Here is an 18,387-nt window from a genome sequence, read left to right on the forward strand (position 1 = left end):
ATAATCCCGTGTAGGAGCTGCCGCAGGCTGCGATCTTTTGATCTTGTCTTTTAACGGATCGGAAAGCTGTTGAAGTCGACGGCATTCGCCAGTTGGCAGTCGATCAGGTCGATGAAGCCTTGCACCTGCGGACTGTTGAAATGCGACTGCATCGCCGATTCCGATTGCCAGTGGGCGCTGACGGTCCAGCGATTACTGTCCTCAGGGCAGCGGTCGACCATATAGGAGTCACAGCCCGGTAGTTCTCGCAGGGTGTCGACAATCTTTTGCAGTTGCTTACCCAGTTCTTCCGAGCGGCCGGCGACGGCCTGCACCTTTACGGTATTGATCACTTTGTAGGACATTGCTAACACTCCTGAATCAGGCCGGACGAATCCTGCTCATTGAGAGATAACGCCTTTGCAGGATAGGCCTGCACCCCCGGACCACCAATAGCCAATCGCCGGATAAAGACGCAGTCCAATTACGCAAGCTGTTGCAAAATATCTCTCAAACGGTCCAGCGCGGTGTCGATGTCCAGGGTTTCGATGGCGCCAAACCCCAGGAAAAACCCGGCTTGCGGCGGTTGCTGGTAGAAAAAGCTGTCGATCGCATAGAGCCCGACTTCCACCTTTTTCGCCAGTTCGATCACCAGCGCAACGTCGATCGGTACTTTGCACAACACCACCATGTGGAAACCGGCCGTGGTCGGCACCGCCTCAAGCCATGGCGAGAGATCGCCGGCCATGCGTGCCAGTATCCGGTCACGCCGGCCCGCATAGATCGTATGGCAGCGGCGAATGTGCTTGAGCAGGCAGCCTTCAGCGATGAACTTGGCCAGCGCCCACTGGGGCAGGGTGGAGGTGTGCAGGTCGGTGAGCTGCTTTGCGCGCACCACCGCTTCGAGGATTGCCGGCTGCAGGATCGCGTAACCCAGGCGCAACTCCGGCAGCAGGGTTTTCGAGAAAGTGCCGACGTAGGCAACGATGCCGCGCTCATCCATGCTTTGCAGCGAGTCCGTGGGGCGGCCTTCGTAGCGGAATTCGCTGTCGTAGTCGTCCTCGATGATGATTGCGCCCAGTTCATGGGCCTTGGCCAGCAGCGCCACTCGGCGTGCCTGGCTCATCGGCATGCCCAGAGGGAACTGGTGTGAAGGCGTGACGTAGATCAGTCGTGTGCCGAGGGGAATCTTGTCCACCTGGATACCTTCGGCATCCACTGGTACGCCAATCACCGTGGCGCCGTGGGTGCCAAACAATAGGCGCGCCGGCGGATAGCCGGGGTCTTCCATGGCGACGATGCTGCCGGGGCGGGTCAGTACGCGGGAGATCAGGTCCAGCGCCTGCTGGGCGCCGTTGCACACCACCACGTCTTCATCCTGGCAATTGACCCCACGGGAAAACGCAATATGCCGCGCGATGGCATTGCGCAGCGCCGGCAGGCCTTCGGGCAGGCTGTAGAAGCCTTTGGATGCAGCGATCTGGCGCAAGGCGTGGGACGTACAGCGCCGCCAGTCGTCCTGGGGAAACTGGCCCTTGCTGGTGGCGCCGCCAATGAAGTCATAACGCAGCGAGCCTTCCAGCGTCGGGTGGCGCAAAAACACCGGCAGGTTGCGCCAGGACTCGATCACCTCGAAACCGGCCAACTCCGAATGGCTTTGCTTGCGCTCGATTTTCGAGGCGCGGGCATTGACGTAAGTGCCCTTGCCGATCACCCCGGTGAGGTAATTTTCGTAGGTCAGCTGCGCGTAGGTATCGGAAATGGTCTTGCGCGAAATGCCCAGTTGCTCGGCGAGCAAGCGGCTCGGTGGAAGCTGCGTCCCTGCTGCCAGACGACCCGATTCGATGGCGCTGCGCAGTTGGTTGTACAACTGGCCCGCCAGATCCTTGCGGCCGTTAATGACAACATGTAGTTCCATACCGGCGTAGCTCCGATGCAATTGGGGCGCGTGTGCGTCGCGCCAGATTACCCGCAACCAGTCGTTGTCAGAAGTTGAGTAGCAGAAAAACCGTCAATTGGTCTGCTCTCGGGTGGTACAGGTTTTTTTCGCAGAATTGGATCTGTATCACGGGCGTATCAATGGTTACCTTGAACGACACATCACCGCTGCATGAGGTCATTCCATGAACCCCCGACTGGATTACTACAGCGCTTCGCCCAAAGCGATGAAAGCGATGATTGCCATGGAAGCGCTGACCAGCAGCTTGAGCATCGAGGCACCGCTGCTGCATTTGATCAAAATCCGCGCGTCACAGCTCAACGGTTGTGCGTTCTGTACCGACATGCACTCGGTGGATGCCCGGCGTCTCGGCGAGACCGACCGACGCCTGTATTCCATCGTGGTCTGGCGCGACAGCAACTTCTTCAACCCCCGCGAGCGCGCAGCCCTGGCCTGGACCGAGGCGGTGACGCTGCTGTCGCAAAATAATGTGCCGGACGATGTCTATGAGCAGGCCCGGACGCAATTCAACGAAGCCGAACTTGTGGACCTGACCATTGCAGTCACCACCATCAATAGCTGGAATCGGCTGGCCGTGAGTTTTCGGCAAACGCCGAGTACCTGAAGCCTCTGTAGGAGCTGCCGAAGGCTGCGATCTTTTGATCTGGCTTTTATCAAATCAAAAGATCGCAGCCTCGTTTCACTCGACAGCTCCTACAGGAACCTTCAGGGCGCCGGAGCGGGGCGCTGCGGTTTCACCGAGCTGCCGAAGGTATTGCCCATGCGCGTGCTGGTGGCTGCCGGAGTCGCCAAACCCACCTGGTTTGGCGGGCGTTTGTTGACCGGCACATTCATCGCTTCCAGATTCTTTTGCGCGGCAGCGGCCCCCTCGGGGTTATTGCCCATCTGCTGGCTCAGGCAGTCGTAGTCCGGCGCCTTGTACCCGGCAACCGACACCTCTACGCAACCCGACGGCTCCACTGCGTGCGCCAGTGACAAAGCGCTCATCAGCAATACGCCCGATGCGATCCTCGATAACGTACTCATTCAAGACCTCCTGTCCAGCCCGAACGGGCCATGGATGGGCTTGAGTCTAATCCATAGCGATTTGATATCTCGTGATCGTTTTTTTGCACGGCCCGTCACACCAGAGTCATAAACAGTCATCAGGATGACGGTTTTCAGGGACAGGTCAGCCGTGCAGCGAGGCAGAGTCAAGGATGCGCGCCAGAGATCGTCGACTCCTGTTCGTCAGGGTTGCCTGGCGTTGCTGCTTTGGCTGATCACATCGGTGGTCAACGCCGGGCCGCTCGATACGGCTGCGCCTCAAATACTGGATATTCCCGCACAGGAACTGGCCGGCGCACTTGAGCAGTTCAGTCGTTCGACCGGCATGGCCGTATTGGTGGATCGCCAACTGACCCGTGGCAGACGCTCACTCGCCGTCAAGGGCAGCATGAGCGCCAGCGATGCCTTGAGCCTGATGCTCAGCGGCAGTGGGCTGATGGCCCGATATGCCAGGGCGGATGCCTTTACCTTGCAGAAAGCAACGGTTGCGCCGGTGCCAGCCGTTTCGGGGCCGACGGCACAGGGTTCAACGCTTGCCGGCAGTAGTTATGCGACATCGATTCAAGCGGCGATCGAACGCAGCCTGTGCCGCTCGCCATCGGTCCGGCCTGGCAGTTTTCGCGCCTTGGTCCAGTTGTGGATCGGCCGCGACGGTGTGGTTCAGCACAGCCGGCTGGTCAGTTCCACGGGAGATGTTCAGCGCGACGCTGCGCTGGTGGAAAGTTTACGCAACCTGAACATCGAACGGCCGGCGCCAAGCTCTCTGAGCCAGCCAGTCACGCTGCTTTTGCTACCGGAGTCGTCAGGAAAACGCATGGAATGCCCACAGTGGAAAGGAGTTTCCGGGGGATGAAAGACACCGGGGAAAAATCGATGGTCAGGCTGTTCCTGACGTCCTATGAAGACTTCAAGGTGCGCTTGCGTCGTCGTCTGGGATCCGAGGATCTGGCCAATGATGTGTTGCATGAAACCTACCTGCGGGTCGACCGCATGGAAGACGTGCCGGACATCGCCCAGCCCAATGCCTATCTGTATCGCATGGCGCTGAACATCGCCGCCGACCGTCGTCAGTCGGACGCCCGCTTGTTGACAGGGAGTGAAGTGGAAGAGCTGTTGCAGGTATCCGATGAGGCACTCGATCCAGCCCGTGTAGTAGGCGGGCAGAAAGAAATCCAGTTGTTGCTAAAAGCTCTGTACGAATTGCCCGCGCGTCGACGCAAAATCTTTATCGCCGCACGCCTGGAAGAGGCGCCGCACCTGGAAATCTCGCAACGTTTCGGCATTTCGACTCGGATGGTCGAGAAGGAAATCAAAGCCGCTTTGGGCCATTGCGCAGGACGGTTGGAAAGAAAAGTCATTCAGCGGTTCGGTCCCGGCGCGGGAAAACCGTCTTGATAGTAGAGTCCCGAATAATCCGTGAGTACCCCCGCGCTTTGAACATCTTTCGAATTTCGCCACCTGAGGCCGAGCCTCAGGACCGGCTCACCCGCGAAGCCCAGGGTTGGTTGGTCCTGTTGACCTCCGGCCGGGCGACCGCTGCCGATGCCCGTGCCTTGCGCGAGTGGTGTGCGCAAAGCCCTGAACATGCCCAAGCGTTTGAGCAGACCAAGGTGTTGTGGCAGCAGTTGCGCCCGGCGGTCGAACAAATGCAGGCACCGCGGCATCTGGGGCGGCGGGCGTTTCTTGGTGGAGCCATCGCGGCGTCCGTGGCGTTCTTCCTCATTCGCGGGACAGTGCCGGGCGGATTTTCCGGGCTGGGCGCGGACTACATCACCGAAGTCGGCGAGCAGCGTCGGTTTGATCTGGCCGATGGTGTGAGCCTGGAACTCAATACACAGACGCGTATCAATCGCCAGCAAAGCGCCGATGGCAGTCAGGCCCTCGAATTGCTCAGCGGTGAAGTCGAAGTCCTGGCACACGCCAATACACCCCTCAAAGTACAGGCTGGAGGCGGTTGGCTGAGCGCCAGTCAAGCCCGGTTCAATCTGCGCAATCTCAATCAGAGTGTATGTGTCACTTGCCTGGAAGGGGCGCTGCAAGTGGACGCGCTGGGCCACAGCATTCGTCTGGAATCCGGCCAGCAACTGACCTATGACGTCCGTCAGGTCGGCACGCCGCAAACAATCGATACGTCGACGGTCATTGCCTGGCGTCAGCAAGTATTGGTGTTCAACGACGCCACGCTGGCGTCGGTGATCGATGAGATCAACCGCTACCGTCCGGGCATGCTGTTGTTGCTCAACAGCGAGCTGGGCAAGCGCAAGGTACAGGCGCGATTCAGCCTGGATCAATTGGCGGGGGTGGCGTTGTTGATTCGCGATGCGTATGGGGCCAAGTGCACTGAGTTGCCGGGTGGAGTGGTGGTGCTTAGCTGATGCCTGGCTTTGGTAGTGGGTTGAATGTTCTGGCGCTATCGCGAGCAGGCTCGCTCCTACAGGGGAACGCATTTCAAAAGTAGGAGCGAGCCTGCTCGCTATTAACGATGACGCGGTGAATTTGGATGGCAGCCCTTTGAGGCTGCCATTTTTTTTGCGGCTACTCCCCAATCATGAAGTTTGTGTGACATCCGTTCGGTCCTGCGCCTCGCCAACCGCCTATGACGTAACAGCAGGTTCTACTCGGCCTGCGGCCTCTTGCGCCAATTGAAAAGGACCTAGTAGTGATGCTCGTTCGCCAAGCCCGTCGCAATACCCATTCCTTGTCTATACGCCGTGACGCTGCGCGTTCGGTGGACCCGGCGCAGTGGTTGCTCAAGCCGGTGGCGCAGGCGATTGCGCTGTGCCTGGTGGCCGGCAGTGCCGAGGCGGCAACGGCGTTCAGTTCCAGCTGGTTCGCCGCCAAGGGCGCAGCGCAACAGGCCGCGGCGGCGCGGCCGGGTGGCGGATTGCCGGGCATGACGCCGCCATTGGCGCAACAGCAACGGGCCAGGCAACAGTTGCAACGTTCGGTGCAGACGCTCAACAACACCGTGGCCGCCATCGCCGCGCAACAGGCTGCGCAGGCCGCCGGACGGGCAGCGGCGTTCGCCACCGTACAGTTCGTGCCGGACGGCCTGGGCGAGGGCGGCTTGAAAGTCGATACCGGCCTGACCCAGGGCTGGCAGAACGCCAAGGGGCCGCAGCAGACCCAGGCCGATGGCAAGACCACGGTGAAGATCGAGCAGACCGCCGACAAGGCCATTCTCAACTGGGAAACCTTCAACGTCGGGCGCAATACCACCGTCGAGTTCGCCCAGCAGTCGAACTGGGCGGTGCTCAACCGCGTTAACGACCCAAGCGCACGGCCGAGCCAGATCCAGGGCCAGATCAAGGGCGATGGCACGGTGATGCTGATCAACCGTAACGGCATCGTGTTCAGCGGCACCAGCCAGGTCAACGTGCGCAACCTGGTGGCGGCCGCCGCAAACATCACTGATGCCCAGTTCCGCGATCGCGGCCTGTACTACGACAGCACCGGCAGCCAACCGACCTTTACCGATGCCGCCGGCAAAGTGCTGGTGGAGCGCGGGGCGCGGATTGAAACCCACAAGCCGACGCTGTCCACCGACTCGGGTGGCTATGCGTTGCTGCTCGGCAATGAAGTGGAGAACGCCGGCACCATCAGCACCGCCAAAGGCCAGACCGTGCTCGGTGCCGGTGACCGCTTTTACATTCGCAAAGGCTCGGGCACCGAAGGCAATGGCTTTTCCACCACGTTTGGCAGCGAAGTCGTTCCGGGCTTCAAGGCCGGTGGTTCGGGCAAGGTCAGCAACACCGGCCTGATCCAGGCCTCGACCGGCGACATCACCATGACCGGTCACGAAATCGCGCAAAACGGCGTGTTGCTGGCGAGTACCTCGGTGAATACCCGTGGCACGATTCATCTGCTCAACCCGGCGACCGACACCAGCGGCAGCGTGACCCTCGGCCAAGGGAGTGTCAGCGCAATCATGCTCGACAGCAGCGACCTCACTGCCTTGGATAGTCAGCACGATGCGGCATTGACCGGGGTGACGCTCAACAACCGTATTCGCAGTGACCAGTCGCGCATCGACATCGGCAGCGGCGGCACCGTCGAGTTTCAGAACGGTTCGGTGACGCTTGCCACCGGTGGCCAGGTCGCGGTGGCGGCGGGGCAACGCAGCCTGGTGCGCAACGGCGCGCTGATCGATGTCTCGGGTGCCCTTGGCGTTAAAGTGGCGATGGAAGCCAACAACATCAAGATCAACGTGCAGGGCAACGAGCAGCGCGATTCCTCGATCAACCGCGAAAGCGGCGCACTCAACAGCAATGACGTGTGGGTCGATGTGCGCGAGCTGATCTTCGTGCCGGCCGGCACCAACGGCTATGCCACTGACCGTTGGTACACGGCCGGTGGTCTGCTGGAAGTCGGTGGTTACCTCGGCACGCAGGGGCACAGCATCGGTGAGTGGATGGCCCAGGGTGGCACAGTAAGTTTCACCGGCAATGACGTGGTGACCGAGAAGGGCTCGGTGATCAATCTGTCCGGCGGCACCCTCGATGTACAGAGCGGTTTCATTCGCCAGAGCTGGTTGCGCGGCGCCGATGGCCGTTTGTACGAAGTCTCGCGGGCACCGGGCGACATCCTCTACACCGGCCTCTACAAAGGTTATGAAGACCATAGCGAACGCTGGGGCCAGACCAGTTATTTCTTCAACCCGCTGATCGCGCCGAGACAACGCTTCGAGACGGGTTACTCGGTAGGACGCGACGCCGGGCAACTGGTGATCGCCACCAACAACGCCGTACTTGATGGCCAGTTGGTGGGCGACGTGTTCCAGGGCGAACGTCAAAACCAGGCGCCGCGCGCCGGGCTCGATGGCTATGACCAGGCGCAGACAGCCATGGCGCGCCGGGCGCAGTTGATCGTCGGTACTTATGATCCAAGCTGGTCGGCTACCACCAATGGCCTGGTGTATCAGCATCTCGCCATGCTCGATCAGGTGCAGATCGGCGGTGAGCGTTCCGCCGATGGCAGCGACCTGGGGTTGACCGGCGCGGTGTCCGAGGACCGCAAAGGCAAGCTGTTCCTTGATACCGACATGCTCAATGGTTTCCGTCTGGGCGCGTTGAAAGTCGCGGCCAAGGACAAGGTTGAAGTCAATGAAAGCGTGACCGTGGACACCGGCGGTGACATCACCCTGTACGGGCAGGACGTGCAGGTCAATGCAGACCTGACCGCCCGCGCTGGCAGCCTGCATCTGGGTAACCAATTGGCGCAAACGAGCAAACCCACGCATACGACCGTGGCCGAAGGTGTGCACTTGGACACCCGTGGTCTGTGGGTGAACGCGCGTATCGATCCGACCGATGCCAACAACCTGGCCTATTTGAATGGTGGCCTGGTGTCGATCCGCAGCACCGGCGATATCACCGTGGCCAGCGGCAGCGTCATCGACGTTTCGTCCGGCGGTGCGGTGTTGAGCAATGGCAAGACCCGGGGCGGCAAGGGCGGCGACGTCTCCCTTGAATCCAGTGCGGATACCCTGCCGGGCCAATCGCAATTGGTCATGAACGGTGACGTGCGCGGTTATGGCATCACGGGCGGTGGCACGCTGAAGATCCAGGCCAACAAGGTGTTGATCGGCGAGTCTGACGGCCCACTGGCCGATCACACCTTGCGATTGGCGGCGGATACGTTCAACAAGGGGTTCTCGGCTTACAACATCATCGGCCTGACGACCCTGCAAGTGGCGGACGATGCGGTGGTCGATGTGTCCATGCCGGTCTACCGTTTTTCCGATTCGGCAGCGAACCAAGCCGGTGGTGCCGATCCGCTGACGGCATTGGAGCTGTGGACACCAACCCTGTTCCAGGAGAACCCGGCCAAAGGCGTGCTGACCCAACGAGTCGGCGCGAGTCTGTCACTGCAAGCGGGCGGCAGCCAGATCAATCAAATCGACCCGCTGAACAGTATTTTGACCATCGGCCAAGGCGCGCGCATCAGCGTCGATCCCGGCCAGCGCATCAACTTGCGCAGTGCCGGGCAGCTCACCGTTGACGGTGAACTCAACGCTTGGGGCGGCATCCTCGACATTCGTCAGCAGCAGTTCGGTTCGATCGATGTTGAGAGCTCGCAGCAGGAGGCGGATCCGACCGCCCACACTCGTTCGATCTGGATCGGTGACCATGCGGTGCTGGACGTGGCGGGGCGCGTGACTACGGCGGTCGATGCGCTCGGCCGTGTCTACGGTCAGGTGGGCAAGGGCGGCAGCATCATCATTGGCGGCGAGATCGACGCTAAAAAGGCCACCGCGACGTCGGCGGATGCCTATGTGATCGTGCGGCCGGGCGCTCGTCTGGAGGCGTCCGGTACCGAGGCCGTGCTGGATATTGCCGGCACTGGCCCGACCCGGATCGCTACCGACGGCGGGCGAATTGCCTTGAGTTCCTACAACGGGTTGTTCATCGACGGCACCCTGCGTGCCGCCGCTGGCGGGGCCGGTGCAGCCGGGGGACGTCTGGAGATCGCCCTCGATTCGCCGTTGTATCGCGATACTCAGGGAAACAACGCTGTTCGGGTCGCCAGGGAGCTGATCATTGGCCAAGGGCCGGACGACGTCCGGTTACCCGCCGATTTGCGGCCTGGAGAGGCCGCTGCACCGTTGCGTTATGGCTACACCCGACTGAGCGCCGATCAATTGATGAGCGGCGGCTTCGATAGCCTGAGCCTGCTGAGCAACGGCCTGCTGACGTTCGACGGTGATGTCGATCTGCACATGAACCAGAGCCTGAGCCTGTACGCCGGATCACTGTCCCTCGCCGAAAGCTCCAAAGATACCGCGCGCATTAATCTGGCTGCGCCTTACGTGCGTCTGTCGGGGTTGGGTGAGTATTACACCCCTCCCAGCGCGTTAACCCGCCCCCGGGTACTGAACACTCCCACCAACCGGTTATCGGCCGCGCAGTTCAGCGCCACCGCGAATTTGCTAGATCTGGGCAACGCCTTCTCGTTCGGTAGCGACGGGCTGATCAAGTTGCTCAACGGGGCGACCATGGCGGTCAGTCGCCGCAGTTTTGACCTGGTCACCCTCGACAGCAGTGGTGACATACGTTTGCTCGCAAAACCGGATTTCCAGACGGGTTCAAGGGTGTGGACGGCCGGCGATATGCACTTGCGCGCGGCACAGATCTATCCGGGCACCCGGGTCTGGTCCGATATACGCGCCGGCTATCAGAGCGAGAGCAGGATCGATCCCGACCGCACGCTGAGCATCAGCGGCAATGGTGCGGCTCCGGCCGTGCCGCCTTATTCGGTGTTCGGCAGGCTGAAACTGTACGGCGGGAATATCGAGCAAGGCGGGGTCATTCGCGCCCCGTTGGGTTTGATCACGTTGGGCAACGATGCGTTTGGCGATACCCGGGGCATTCACTTGCTGCCCGGCAGCGTGACCTCGGTCAGTGGCGCCGGATTGATCATGCCGTATGGCGGCACAACCGATGGCACCGACTACCGATACAACGGCCAGTCCGTGGTGCTGCAAGGGATTGCCAACGAGAATACCGGTGTGGTCCTGAGTGCCCAGTACGTCGACGCGCAAACGGGCTCGCTGATCGACCTGTCCGGCGGCGGAGATTTGCGTGGAGCCGGGTTTGTCTCCGGACGTGGCGGCTCTACCGATGCACGTTTCAGCCCATTGGTTCGCAACGCGGCTGATGGCACCTTCAGCCTGCCGGGCCTGAGCAGTAACCCGGTGTATGCCATCGTGCCGGGCAATCAGAACGCCTATGCACCGATGCTTGGCGAGGCGGGCGCCAGTGATCCACGCATTGGTCAGCAGATCAGCATCGGTGCCGGTGTTCCAGGGCTGGCGGCCGGTACTTACACCCTGCTGCCATCGACCTTTGCCTTACTCCCCGGCGCCTTCCGGGTCGAAGTCAACGGTCAGGCAGCGCCGGGAGCAATCAACGGCGCGCTGAAAATGCGCAATGGTTCGTGGACCAGCTCCGGGCAGATGTCGATTGCCAACACCGGGCTGCGTGACAGCCTTTCCAGCCAGGTCATCCTGACGTCGGCGGATGTGCTGCGCCGCTATTCCCAATACAACGAAACCAGCTACAACCAATTCGTTAACAGCGATGCTGCACGACGTGGCGTGCCGCGCGGGCAGACGACCCTGGACGGCAAATCACTGACGTTCCTGTTCAAACAAAGTGATCGTGACACAGCCCTGGATTTCAACGGCAAGGCCTTGTTCGCTGCCGCCGAGGGCGGTGTGCTAGGCACCGCAGCGGTAAGGGGATCATGGGCTTTTGAAATTCTTGGCACGGGTGCCGTCAGCACTCAGGGCTTCGACGGTGTTTCGTTGTATGCCGACGCCCTTAACAATCTCGGTGCCGGGCGTTTGGCCATCGGTGCAACGCCGTTTGTGCAATACGACACTGCGGGCAATTTCATTCAATTCAGAGGTGATACCAGGAGCATTGCCCTGCGCGAGGGCGCGATGCTCTCGGCACCCGAAGTCGTCCTGTGGACGACGGGCCTCACTGGCGGCATTACCCTTGAAGCGGGGGCGGGCATCAATACGCTGGGGCGTGGGAACGTACCCTATGACTCCACGGCGGGCTTCATCTATCAACCAGGGCAAGCCAGCCTGTTGATGGTGTCCAACGGTTGGACCAATGTGCTGGCGCCGGACGCGGGCACTAACGGTGGGGGCGCCGGCAGCATCCGGATCGGCACCTGCCCGGCGCAGGGTTGCATCAATCCTTCGTTGCTCTATTCCAACGGCAGCATCACCGCCGCCACCGACAATCAATTTGAGTTGGGCGAAGCGGTGCGTTTCGGCACGCGTCACCTGGCGCTGGCCGTCGGCGCGGTGAACGCCGGCAGCGCCGAAGCGCTTGCGGCGGCGAGCGGTCGCTTGCCGGCCGGCCTGACCCTGAACCAGAACGTCCTCGATCGACTGCTGCGCGGCGACACGCAATTCGGTGCGCCGGCTCTGGAAACCCTGAGCCTGACCACCCGCGATTCATTCAACTTCATTGGCAGCGTGACTCTCGACACCCTGGACCCACAAACGGGCAAGAGCCGCCTGGAAAACCTGATACTGGTGACACCGGCCATTTACGGCCTGGGCGATGCCAGTGATGTGGCGACCATTCGCACCGCCAATCTGATCTGGAACGGCGCGACCCAGGCCCCCGGCACCGTGGCCAACGGCGGCGCAGGCACCGGCCATGGCACGCTGAATATCGAGGCGCAACGCATCGAGTTCGGCTATGGCCCGAATCCGCAGCCCAATGGCCTGGACCAGAACAATCGCCTGGCGCTGGGTTTTGCCAACGTCAACCTCAATGCCAGCGAACGCATCACCGCCAATCACAAGGGCAGCCTGGCCGTTTACGAACAACAGGGCGCTTACGACCCGGTCAAGGGTTATGCCTACAGCGGCGGCAACCTCAACCTGCGCACGCCGCTGCTCACCGGTGAAGCCGGCTCGGTCAACCTGCTCAAGGCGGGCAACAGCCTGACCCTGACGTCGCCAACCGGCGACCGCACTGCCGTCGCCGATGCCTTGGGCGCGGAGCTGAATCTCGAAGCACGCAACGTGTTGCTGGACGGCCGCATCGTGTTGGCCAGCGGCAAACTGGTGGTCAAGGCTGAAGATGATCTGACCCTGGGCAGTGGCACTTATCTGGACGTGGCCGGACGCACGCTGCCGTTCAACGACGTGAAGAAATACAGCTGGGGCGGCGACGTGGCGCTGTACAGCAGCAACGGCAATATTCGCCAGGCTGCTGGTTCACGCATCGACCTGTCAGCGGTCAACAATCAGGGTGGCAACCTGAGCGCCGTGGCATTGGCGGCGGGCGCCGGGGTGGTGGATCTACAGGGGGAAATCCTCGGCAGCAGCAGCGGCTATTACGACGCGGGCGGCACCTGGGTGCCGTACAAAGCAGGCGGTGTGGATATTCGCGCGCAGCGACTGGGCAGCAGCGCTGACCTCAACGGCGAATTCGCCGCCCTCAACCAGCGTTTGAATGTCGGACAGGTGTTCGGCAGTCGCAGCTTCCAGCTCAAGCAGGGCAATCTGGTGATTGGCGACGGGCTCAAGGCCGGTGAGGTCAATGTCTCGGTGGACAACGGCAGTCTTACCGTCGTGGGTCTGATTGACGCCAGTGGCGAACGCGTCGGCAGCATTCGCCTGTCGGGCAAAAATGGCCTGACCGTGGCTGGCAGCGCAGTGCTTGATGCCCATGGCCAGATGTTGCGGGTCGATAGCTACGGCAAGATCATCGACGCACCGAACCGGGCCATGGTCGAGCTGAACTCCGGCGATGGGCTGTTGACGCTGGCCTCCGGTGCGCGGATCGATTTGCGTCACGGCACCGACGTCGCCATCGGTAATTTGCCGGGGCAGCATGACGGTCGCGCGCGGGGCACACTGGAACTCAACGCACCGCGTGTGGGTGCTGGCGATATCGCTATCGATGCCAGCGGTGCGCTGAACATTCAAGGTGCGCGCTCCATTGGGCTCAACGCCACGCGCCGCTACATCGATGCCGCCGACGGCACCGACCCGGCCGCCAGCGGTCGTCCGTACCAGGTCATCGATCAGGCTTATCTGGACGGCATTCACGTCGACAGCACCGCGTTCATCAACGCAGCCCTGGCCAATACGGATTTGCTGCAACGCAAACTGGCCGGCCTGAATAACGCCGCCTACGCCGATGCATTCCACCTGCGCCCCGGCGTGGAAATCGCCAGCAAGACCACTGACGGCGATCTGGTGGTGCAAGGCGATCTGGACTTGTCCGGCTACCGTTACGCCAGCCTCAACCCGCACACGCAGAAGACGTCGGTCTACGGTTCCGGCGAGTCCGGCAGCCTGGTGATTCGCGCCGGTGGCAACCTGGATATCTACGGCAGCATCAACGACGGTTTTGCACCACCACCGGAAACCGTCGATGACACAGGCTGGAAACTGCTGTCGGGTGTGCAACCATTCGGCGGTGATCTGATCGTGCCGGGTGCGGGTGTGACTCTTGCTGACGGCACTCAGTATACGGTCGGCGCAACCTTGAACTATGACTTGCCTATTCAGGCAGCGACGATGGTCAGTGGAACGCTGTTGCCAACTCAGGGCGTACTGGCCGAAACGTACACGTTCAGCGCCGGCACGGTGTTGGCGGGTGCGGTGCATGACGCGGCGGGCAATCTGTTGTATGCCGCCGGCACATTGCTGGGGGCCGACGTCACCCTAGCGGCGGGCAGTCGTCTCGGCGCGGGTACACGGCTGAACAAAACCACCGCGATGCAAGCCATGCTCTGGCCCAAAGGCGTGCCGCTGCCGGGTACGGTTTTCGACAACGCAACTGTGGGCGTAAAACTCAGTGGTTCACTGGCGTTGTTGCGTGGCTCGCTGATTCCGTCGATGACGGATGTGAAGTTGGCTGATGGCACCGCTTTTATCGAGTTACGCCCGTTGAGTGGAACTCAACAAGGCCGTAATTGGGCGGTGGCGAGCATGCTGCCATCGGGCAGTGCGTCCTGGTCGATGCGCACGGTGGCGGGGGCGGATCTGGAGGCGGCCGACAGTCGAACGGTGAACCCCCTGACTGTCGAAGGCAACTTGAGGCTGGCAGATACTCACTATGGTTTGAAAGTGACAAGTGGCACGGCAAGGCTGGTGTGGGCTGAAGGCAATGGGTGGGGCATGCCTGCGTTCGAACCTGTCTCTGATGAGTACATGTTGATTTGTGCCGAGTGGGACCCTGGCGCCTGTGCACCGATGGCGCGATGGACCTGGGCTCCTGGCAACTGGGTAGGTATGCCTGATTACGCACCGGTAAAAGACGATGAGCTTTCGCTTTGCCAGAGCTATCCGGAGGTTTGTGTCGAGACCGTCGTGGGGCAAACAGCCAAGGCACATACGCAAATGTTCAGCGTGTTGCGCACAGGCACCGGTGATCTTGACTTGATCGCCAGCGGCAATCTGAGCATGGATTCACCGTTCGGCGTGTACACCGCCGGCACCCAATCCGACAATGTCGACCCACGTTACAACCTGCCTCGCGGTCGGCTGTCTGACGATGGTTCGGTATTGGGCAGCGCTGGCAGTGACTATGAAAAATGGATCAATGGTGGCAGCGATAGCCTGTATCAGGCCTGGTTTCCACAGATGGGCGGGAACCTGACAATCAATGCGGGCGGTTCTGTGTCCGGTGATGTGGTTGGACGCAGGCTGGCGGCTCCTACGCGGGTTCAAAACCCAAGCGTTGCCGTGGGTAACTGGCTGTGGCGCCAAGGCTCCGGCACCAGCGATGTGCCTGCTGCCTGGTGGATCAATTTCGGTAGCTATGCGACCCAGCCGCTTCTTACATCGGATGCAGACCCCGCACCCTATCTCGTGGGCTTTACCGGTTTCGGCACGCTCGGTGGTGGCAACATCAGCCTGCGGGCGGGTACTGACAGTGGGATGCTTAGACCGCTGGGGGCATCTACGGGTACGAATCAGGCCGCACGCAGCCAAGGACTGATTGTGGCTGTAGGCAGCACCGGGCGCGTAGGTAGCGACGGCAGCCTGCAACTGACCGGTGGCGGTGACATGGATATCCGCATCGGCGGCACGCTCAACCCGTCACTGCAAGCCAGGGCGGGAGCGACCGGGGTAGGTACACCCAATCATGATCTGCAAGGTGCGCTGATCAACCTGCGGGGAGCTGCACAACTGAGCGCTTCGGCGGTGGGTGGAATCCAATTGCAGTACGGTTCATTTTCCGGCAACCAGGACCAGCGCGAGGCTCGCGGCTACGATCCGTTTACGGCCACCACCAGCAGCGCAACCGGCGGCCTGGTGTTGATTCCGGGGGACTCGGGCATGCAGCTCAATACCCGAGGTGATTTGGTGTTGGGAGGCGCGGCGGACCCTGGTCGGGTAGTACTGCAGAACTCCACACAGTTCACTACGCCTGATGGGGTGGTGCATGCGGGCGGTGGTTTGACAGGCTTCTCGTTATGGACCGATCACACAGCCATCGATCTTTTCTCGGCGGGAGGCAATCTCACGCCAAGTACATTGATGGCAGAAGCGATCAACAATTCAACGATCCCTGGCGGTAGCAATACTTCACCCACCGATAATCGATTCGTTATGCCCTCGATCCTGCGTGCAGTCGCCGGGCAAGGTTCAATCTATGCCGGGCCGTCCGCTGGTTTCTATGGTGGGGGGAGTAACTATCCGGGCATTTCGTACTCCTTGTTGTTGGCACCCTCACAATCCGGGCAGCTTGAATTGTTGGCAGGGGATTCCATCTATGCCGGTGGCTACGCAATCAATCAATCGGGTGCCAGCCCGCTGTCCATCGCGACGCCATTTACGCCTGCGTTCAATGGTTATGCCAAGGATGGTCAGCGAGTGATAACGCTGATGTCCAATAGCGGCGCTGATGGCGTCTCGCCCGGACTCAACAGCCGTTATCCATTGTTCGCCTTCGGTGCCGAGAGCTATTCAGGCTTGAGTGGGGTTCAGGCCCCTGCGCGGTTCTACGCGCTAACCGGCGATCTGGTTGGCGTTCGCAGTGGCGAAACCTTGAGTTTCAGCAACTCCAAACGCACCTGGTACGAAGCGGCCGGGCCGGTCTGGATGTTGGCCGGACGCGATATCGTCGCGTCGGGTACAACCGTCGGACAGCCACAGGCCGTGAACCGCGATGGTATGGGCAACAGCAGTGACACCATCACCGCCACGGGCAACCTGTTCATCCACAACAACGCAAACGACATCTCCCGCGTCTCCGCCGGGCGCGACATCATCTACAGCAGCTTCGACATTGCCGGCCCCGGCACGCTGGAGATCAATGCCGGGCGCAATATCCTGATGGAAGATCGCGCGAGCATCACCAGTCTCGGGCCAGTAATGGCGGGTGATAACCGTCCGGGTGCCAGCCTGGTGTTGCAGGCGGGTGCAGGGGCCGATGGGCCGGATTACGGTCGCTTCATCGCCCGTTACCTGGACCCGAAAAACCAGGCTGCCAGTGGTACGCCGCTCAGCGATCAGCCGGGTAAGGTGGTCAAGACCTACGATGAAGAACTGTTGTCCTGGCTGACCCTGGGCTACGGCTTCAACGGCAGCGCCGAACAGGCACGGGCGTTCTACGCCGCACTGCCGAGCACCGAGCAAGCCGTGTTCGCGCGTCAGGTGTACTTCGCCGAGTTGCGTGCCGGTGGCCTGGAATACGCCGATGCAAACGGCCCGCGCCAGGGCAGTTATCTGCGGGGTCGCAACGCGATTGCGGCGTTGTTCCCGACTACCGATGTGGCGGGCAATACCATTCGCTACGACGGCGACATCACGTTGTACGGCGGCGCAGGCGTGAAGACGCTGTTCGGCGGTGACATTCAGATGCTCACTCCCGGCGGTGGCCAGGTGTTCGGTGTCGAAGGTGCGGCGCCGCCGTCCACGGCGGGGATCGTCACCCAGGGCGAGGGCAACATTCAGCTGTATTCCCAAGGCAGCATCCTGCTTGGGCAGAGCCGGGTCATGACCACGTTCGGCGGCGGCATTCTCGGCTGGTCGGCCGAAGGCGACATCAACGCCGGCCGGGGTTCGAAAACCACCGTGGTGTTCACGCCGCCCAAACGTATCTACGACACCTGGGGCAACGTGACGCTGTCGCCGACCGTGCCGAGCACCGGTGCCGGTATCGCCACGCTCAACCCGATTGCCGAAGTGCCACCGGGCGACATCGACCTGATCGCACCGCTGGGCACCATCGATGCGGGCGAGGCGGGGATCCGGGTGTCGGGCAACATCAACATCATCGCCTTGCGGGTGGTCAACGCGGCGAACATCCAGGTCCAGGGCAAGTCGTCGGGCATCCCGGTGACGGCGTCGGTGAACACCGGCGCAATCACGTCGGCCAGCTCCGCGGCAACATCCGCCACGCAAGCGGCCGAGGACATGTCGCGTCAACAGCAGGCGGCGGCACGCAAAAACCTGCCGTCGATTGTGACCGTGCAGGTGCTGAGCCTGGGTACCGAACCGCTGACTCCGAGCAGTGATGGTGCCAGTCGAGCGCCGACGCCGTCGTACAACCCCGACAGCCCTGTACAAGTTCTGGGCGCCGGTGTGCTGGACGAGCGCGCGCGGGGGCAGTTGACGGAGGAGGAGCGGGGCAATCTGACGTTGTAGCGCGCCATCCAGCAGGATCAGAGGCGGCCTTCGGGTCGCCTTTTTTATGCCCTGAGTTTCACCCCGTCCCACAGGGTTTTGGGTATGCCGCTGAATTTTTGAATGAAGCTTTCATGACAAAAGTTCGGTAGCACATCGCCCGTCCGGTCATGGCTATGTGACGTGCTTGAGGCGGCCGAGAGGCCACTTTTCCAGCCGATGGCGGGACGCCGGGAGCAGGGCAATCAAGCCAGCTTGCCGCAGTGCAGACGGTTACCGGTATTTC

The 18,387-nt window shown here is 61.5% G+C and carries 8 protein-coding genes; 5 read left to right on the plus strand and 3 right to left on the minus strand.

Annotated elements, in window-relative coordinates:
- Positions 1 to 50: 50 nt before the first annotated feature.
- Together ACW9JC_RS12815 and pdxR are read right to left on the minus strand one after the other, a co-directional pair.
- Complete coding sequence (locus tag ACW9JC_RS12815) at positions 51 to 344, minus strand: antibiotic biosynthesis monooxygenase family protein (protein WP_150734329.1); 294 nt, start codon at positions 342 to 344, stop codon at positions 51 to 53.
- Between the two features lie 119 nt (positions 345 to 463).
- Positions 464 to 1,897 (minus strand): MocR-like pyridoxine biosynthesis transcription factor PdxR, encoded by a 1,434-nt coding sequence (gene pdxR, locus ACW9JC_RS12820; protein WP_457455226.1) that lies wholly within the window; start codon positions 1,895 to 1,897, stop codon positions 464 to 466.
- A 205-nt stretch (positions 1,898 to 2,102) separates the two neighbouring features.
- Between pdxR and ACW9JC_RS12825 the strand changes: the two genes are divergently transcribed.
- Positions 2,103 to 2,543: a carboxymuconolactone decarboxylase family protein gene (locus ACW9JC_RS12825; protein WP_457455227.1), complete on the plus strand. Its 441-nt coding sequence runs from the start codon at positions 2,103 to 2,105 to the stop codon at positions 2,541 to 2,543.
- 101 nt (positions 2,544 to 2,644) lie between these two features.
- On the opposite strand, the gene ACW9JC_RS12830 is transcribed toward ACW9JC_RS12825, so the two are convergent.
- Positions 2,645 to 2,965, minus strand: a complete 321-nt coding sequence (locus ACW9JC_RS12830) for a hypothetical protein (protein WP_457455228.1) — start codon at positions 2,963 to 2,965, stop codon at positions 2,645 to 2,647.
- A 151-nt stretch (positions 2,966 to 3,116) separates the two neighbouring features.
- On the opposite strand from ACW9JC_RS12830, the gene ACW9JC_RS12835 reads away from it, so the two are divergent.
- The 4 genes from ACW9JC_RS12835 (at position 3,117) to ACW9JC_RS12850 (ending at position 18,122) form a co-directional block, all read left to right on the plus strand.
- On the plus strand, positions 3,117 to 3,839 hold the full coding sequence (locus ACW9JC_RS12835) for a secretin and TonB N-terminal domain-containing protein (protein ID WP_457455229.1): 723 nt from the start codon (positions 3,117 to 3,119) through the stop codon (positions 3,837 to 3,839).
- Positions 3,836 to 4,381 (plus strand): RNA polymerase sigma factor, encoded by a 546-nt coding sequence (locus ACW9JC_RS12840; RefSeq protein ID WP_457455230.1) that lies wholly within the window; start codon positions 3,836 to 3,838, stop codon positions 4,379 to 4,381. Before ACW9JC_RS12835 ends, ACW9JC_RS12840 begins: the two co-directional genes overlap by 4 nt.
- Positions 4,382 to 4,419: 38 nt before the next feature.
- Positions 4,420 to 5,361, plus strand: a complete 942-nt coding sequence (locus ACW9JC_RS12845; RefSeq protein ID WP_457455231.1) for a FecR family protein — start codon at positions 4,420 to 4,422, stop codon at positions 5,359 to 5,361.
- A 287-nt stretch (positions 5,362 to 5,648) separates the two neighbouring features.
- Positions 5,649 to 18,122, plus strand: coding sequence for a filamentous haemagglutinin family protein (locus tag ACW9JC_RS12850; RefSeq protein WP_457455232.1), 12,474 nt, complete (start codon positions 5,649 to 5,651; stop codon positions 18,120 to 18,122).
- The last annotated feature ends 265 nt before the right edge of the window (positions 18,123 to 18,387 follow it).

It is taken from the genome of Pseudomonas sp. SDO5591_S426 (assembly GCF_054070755.1).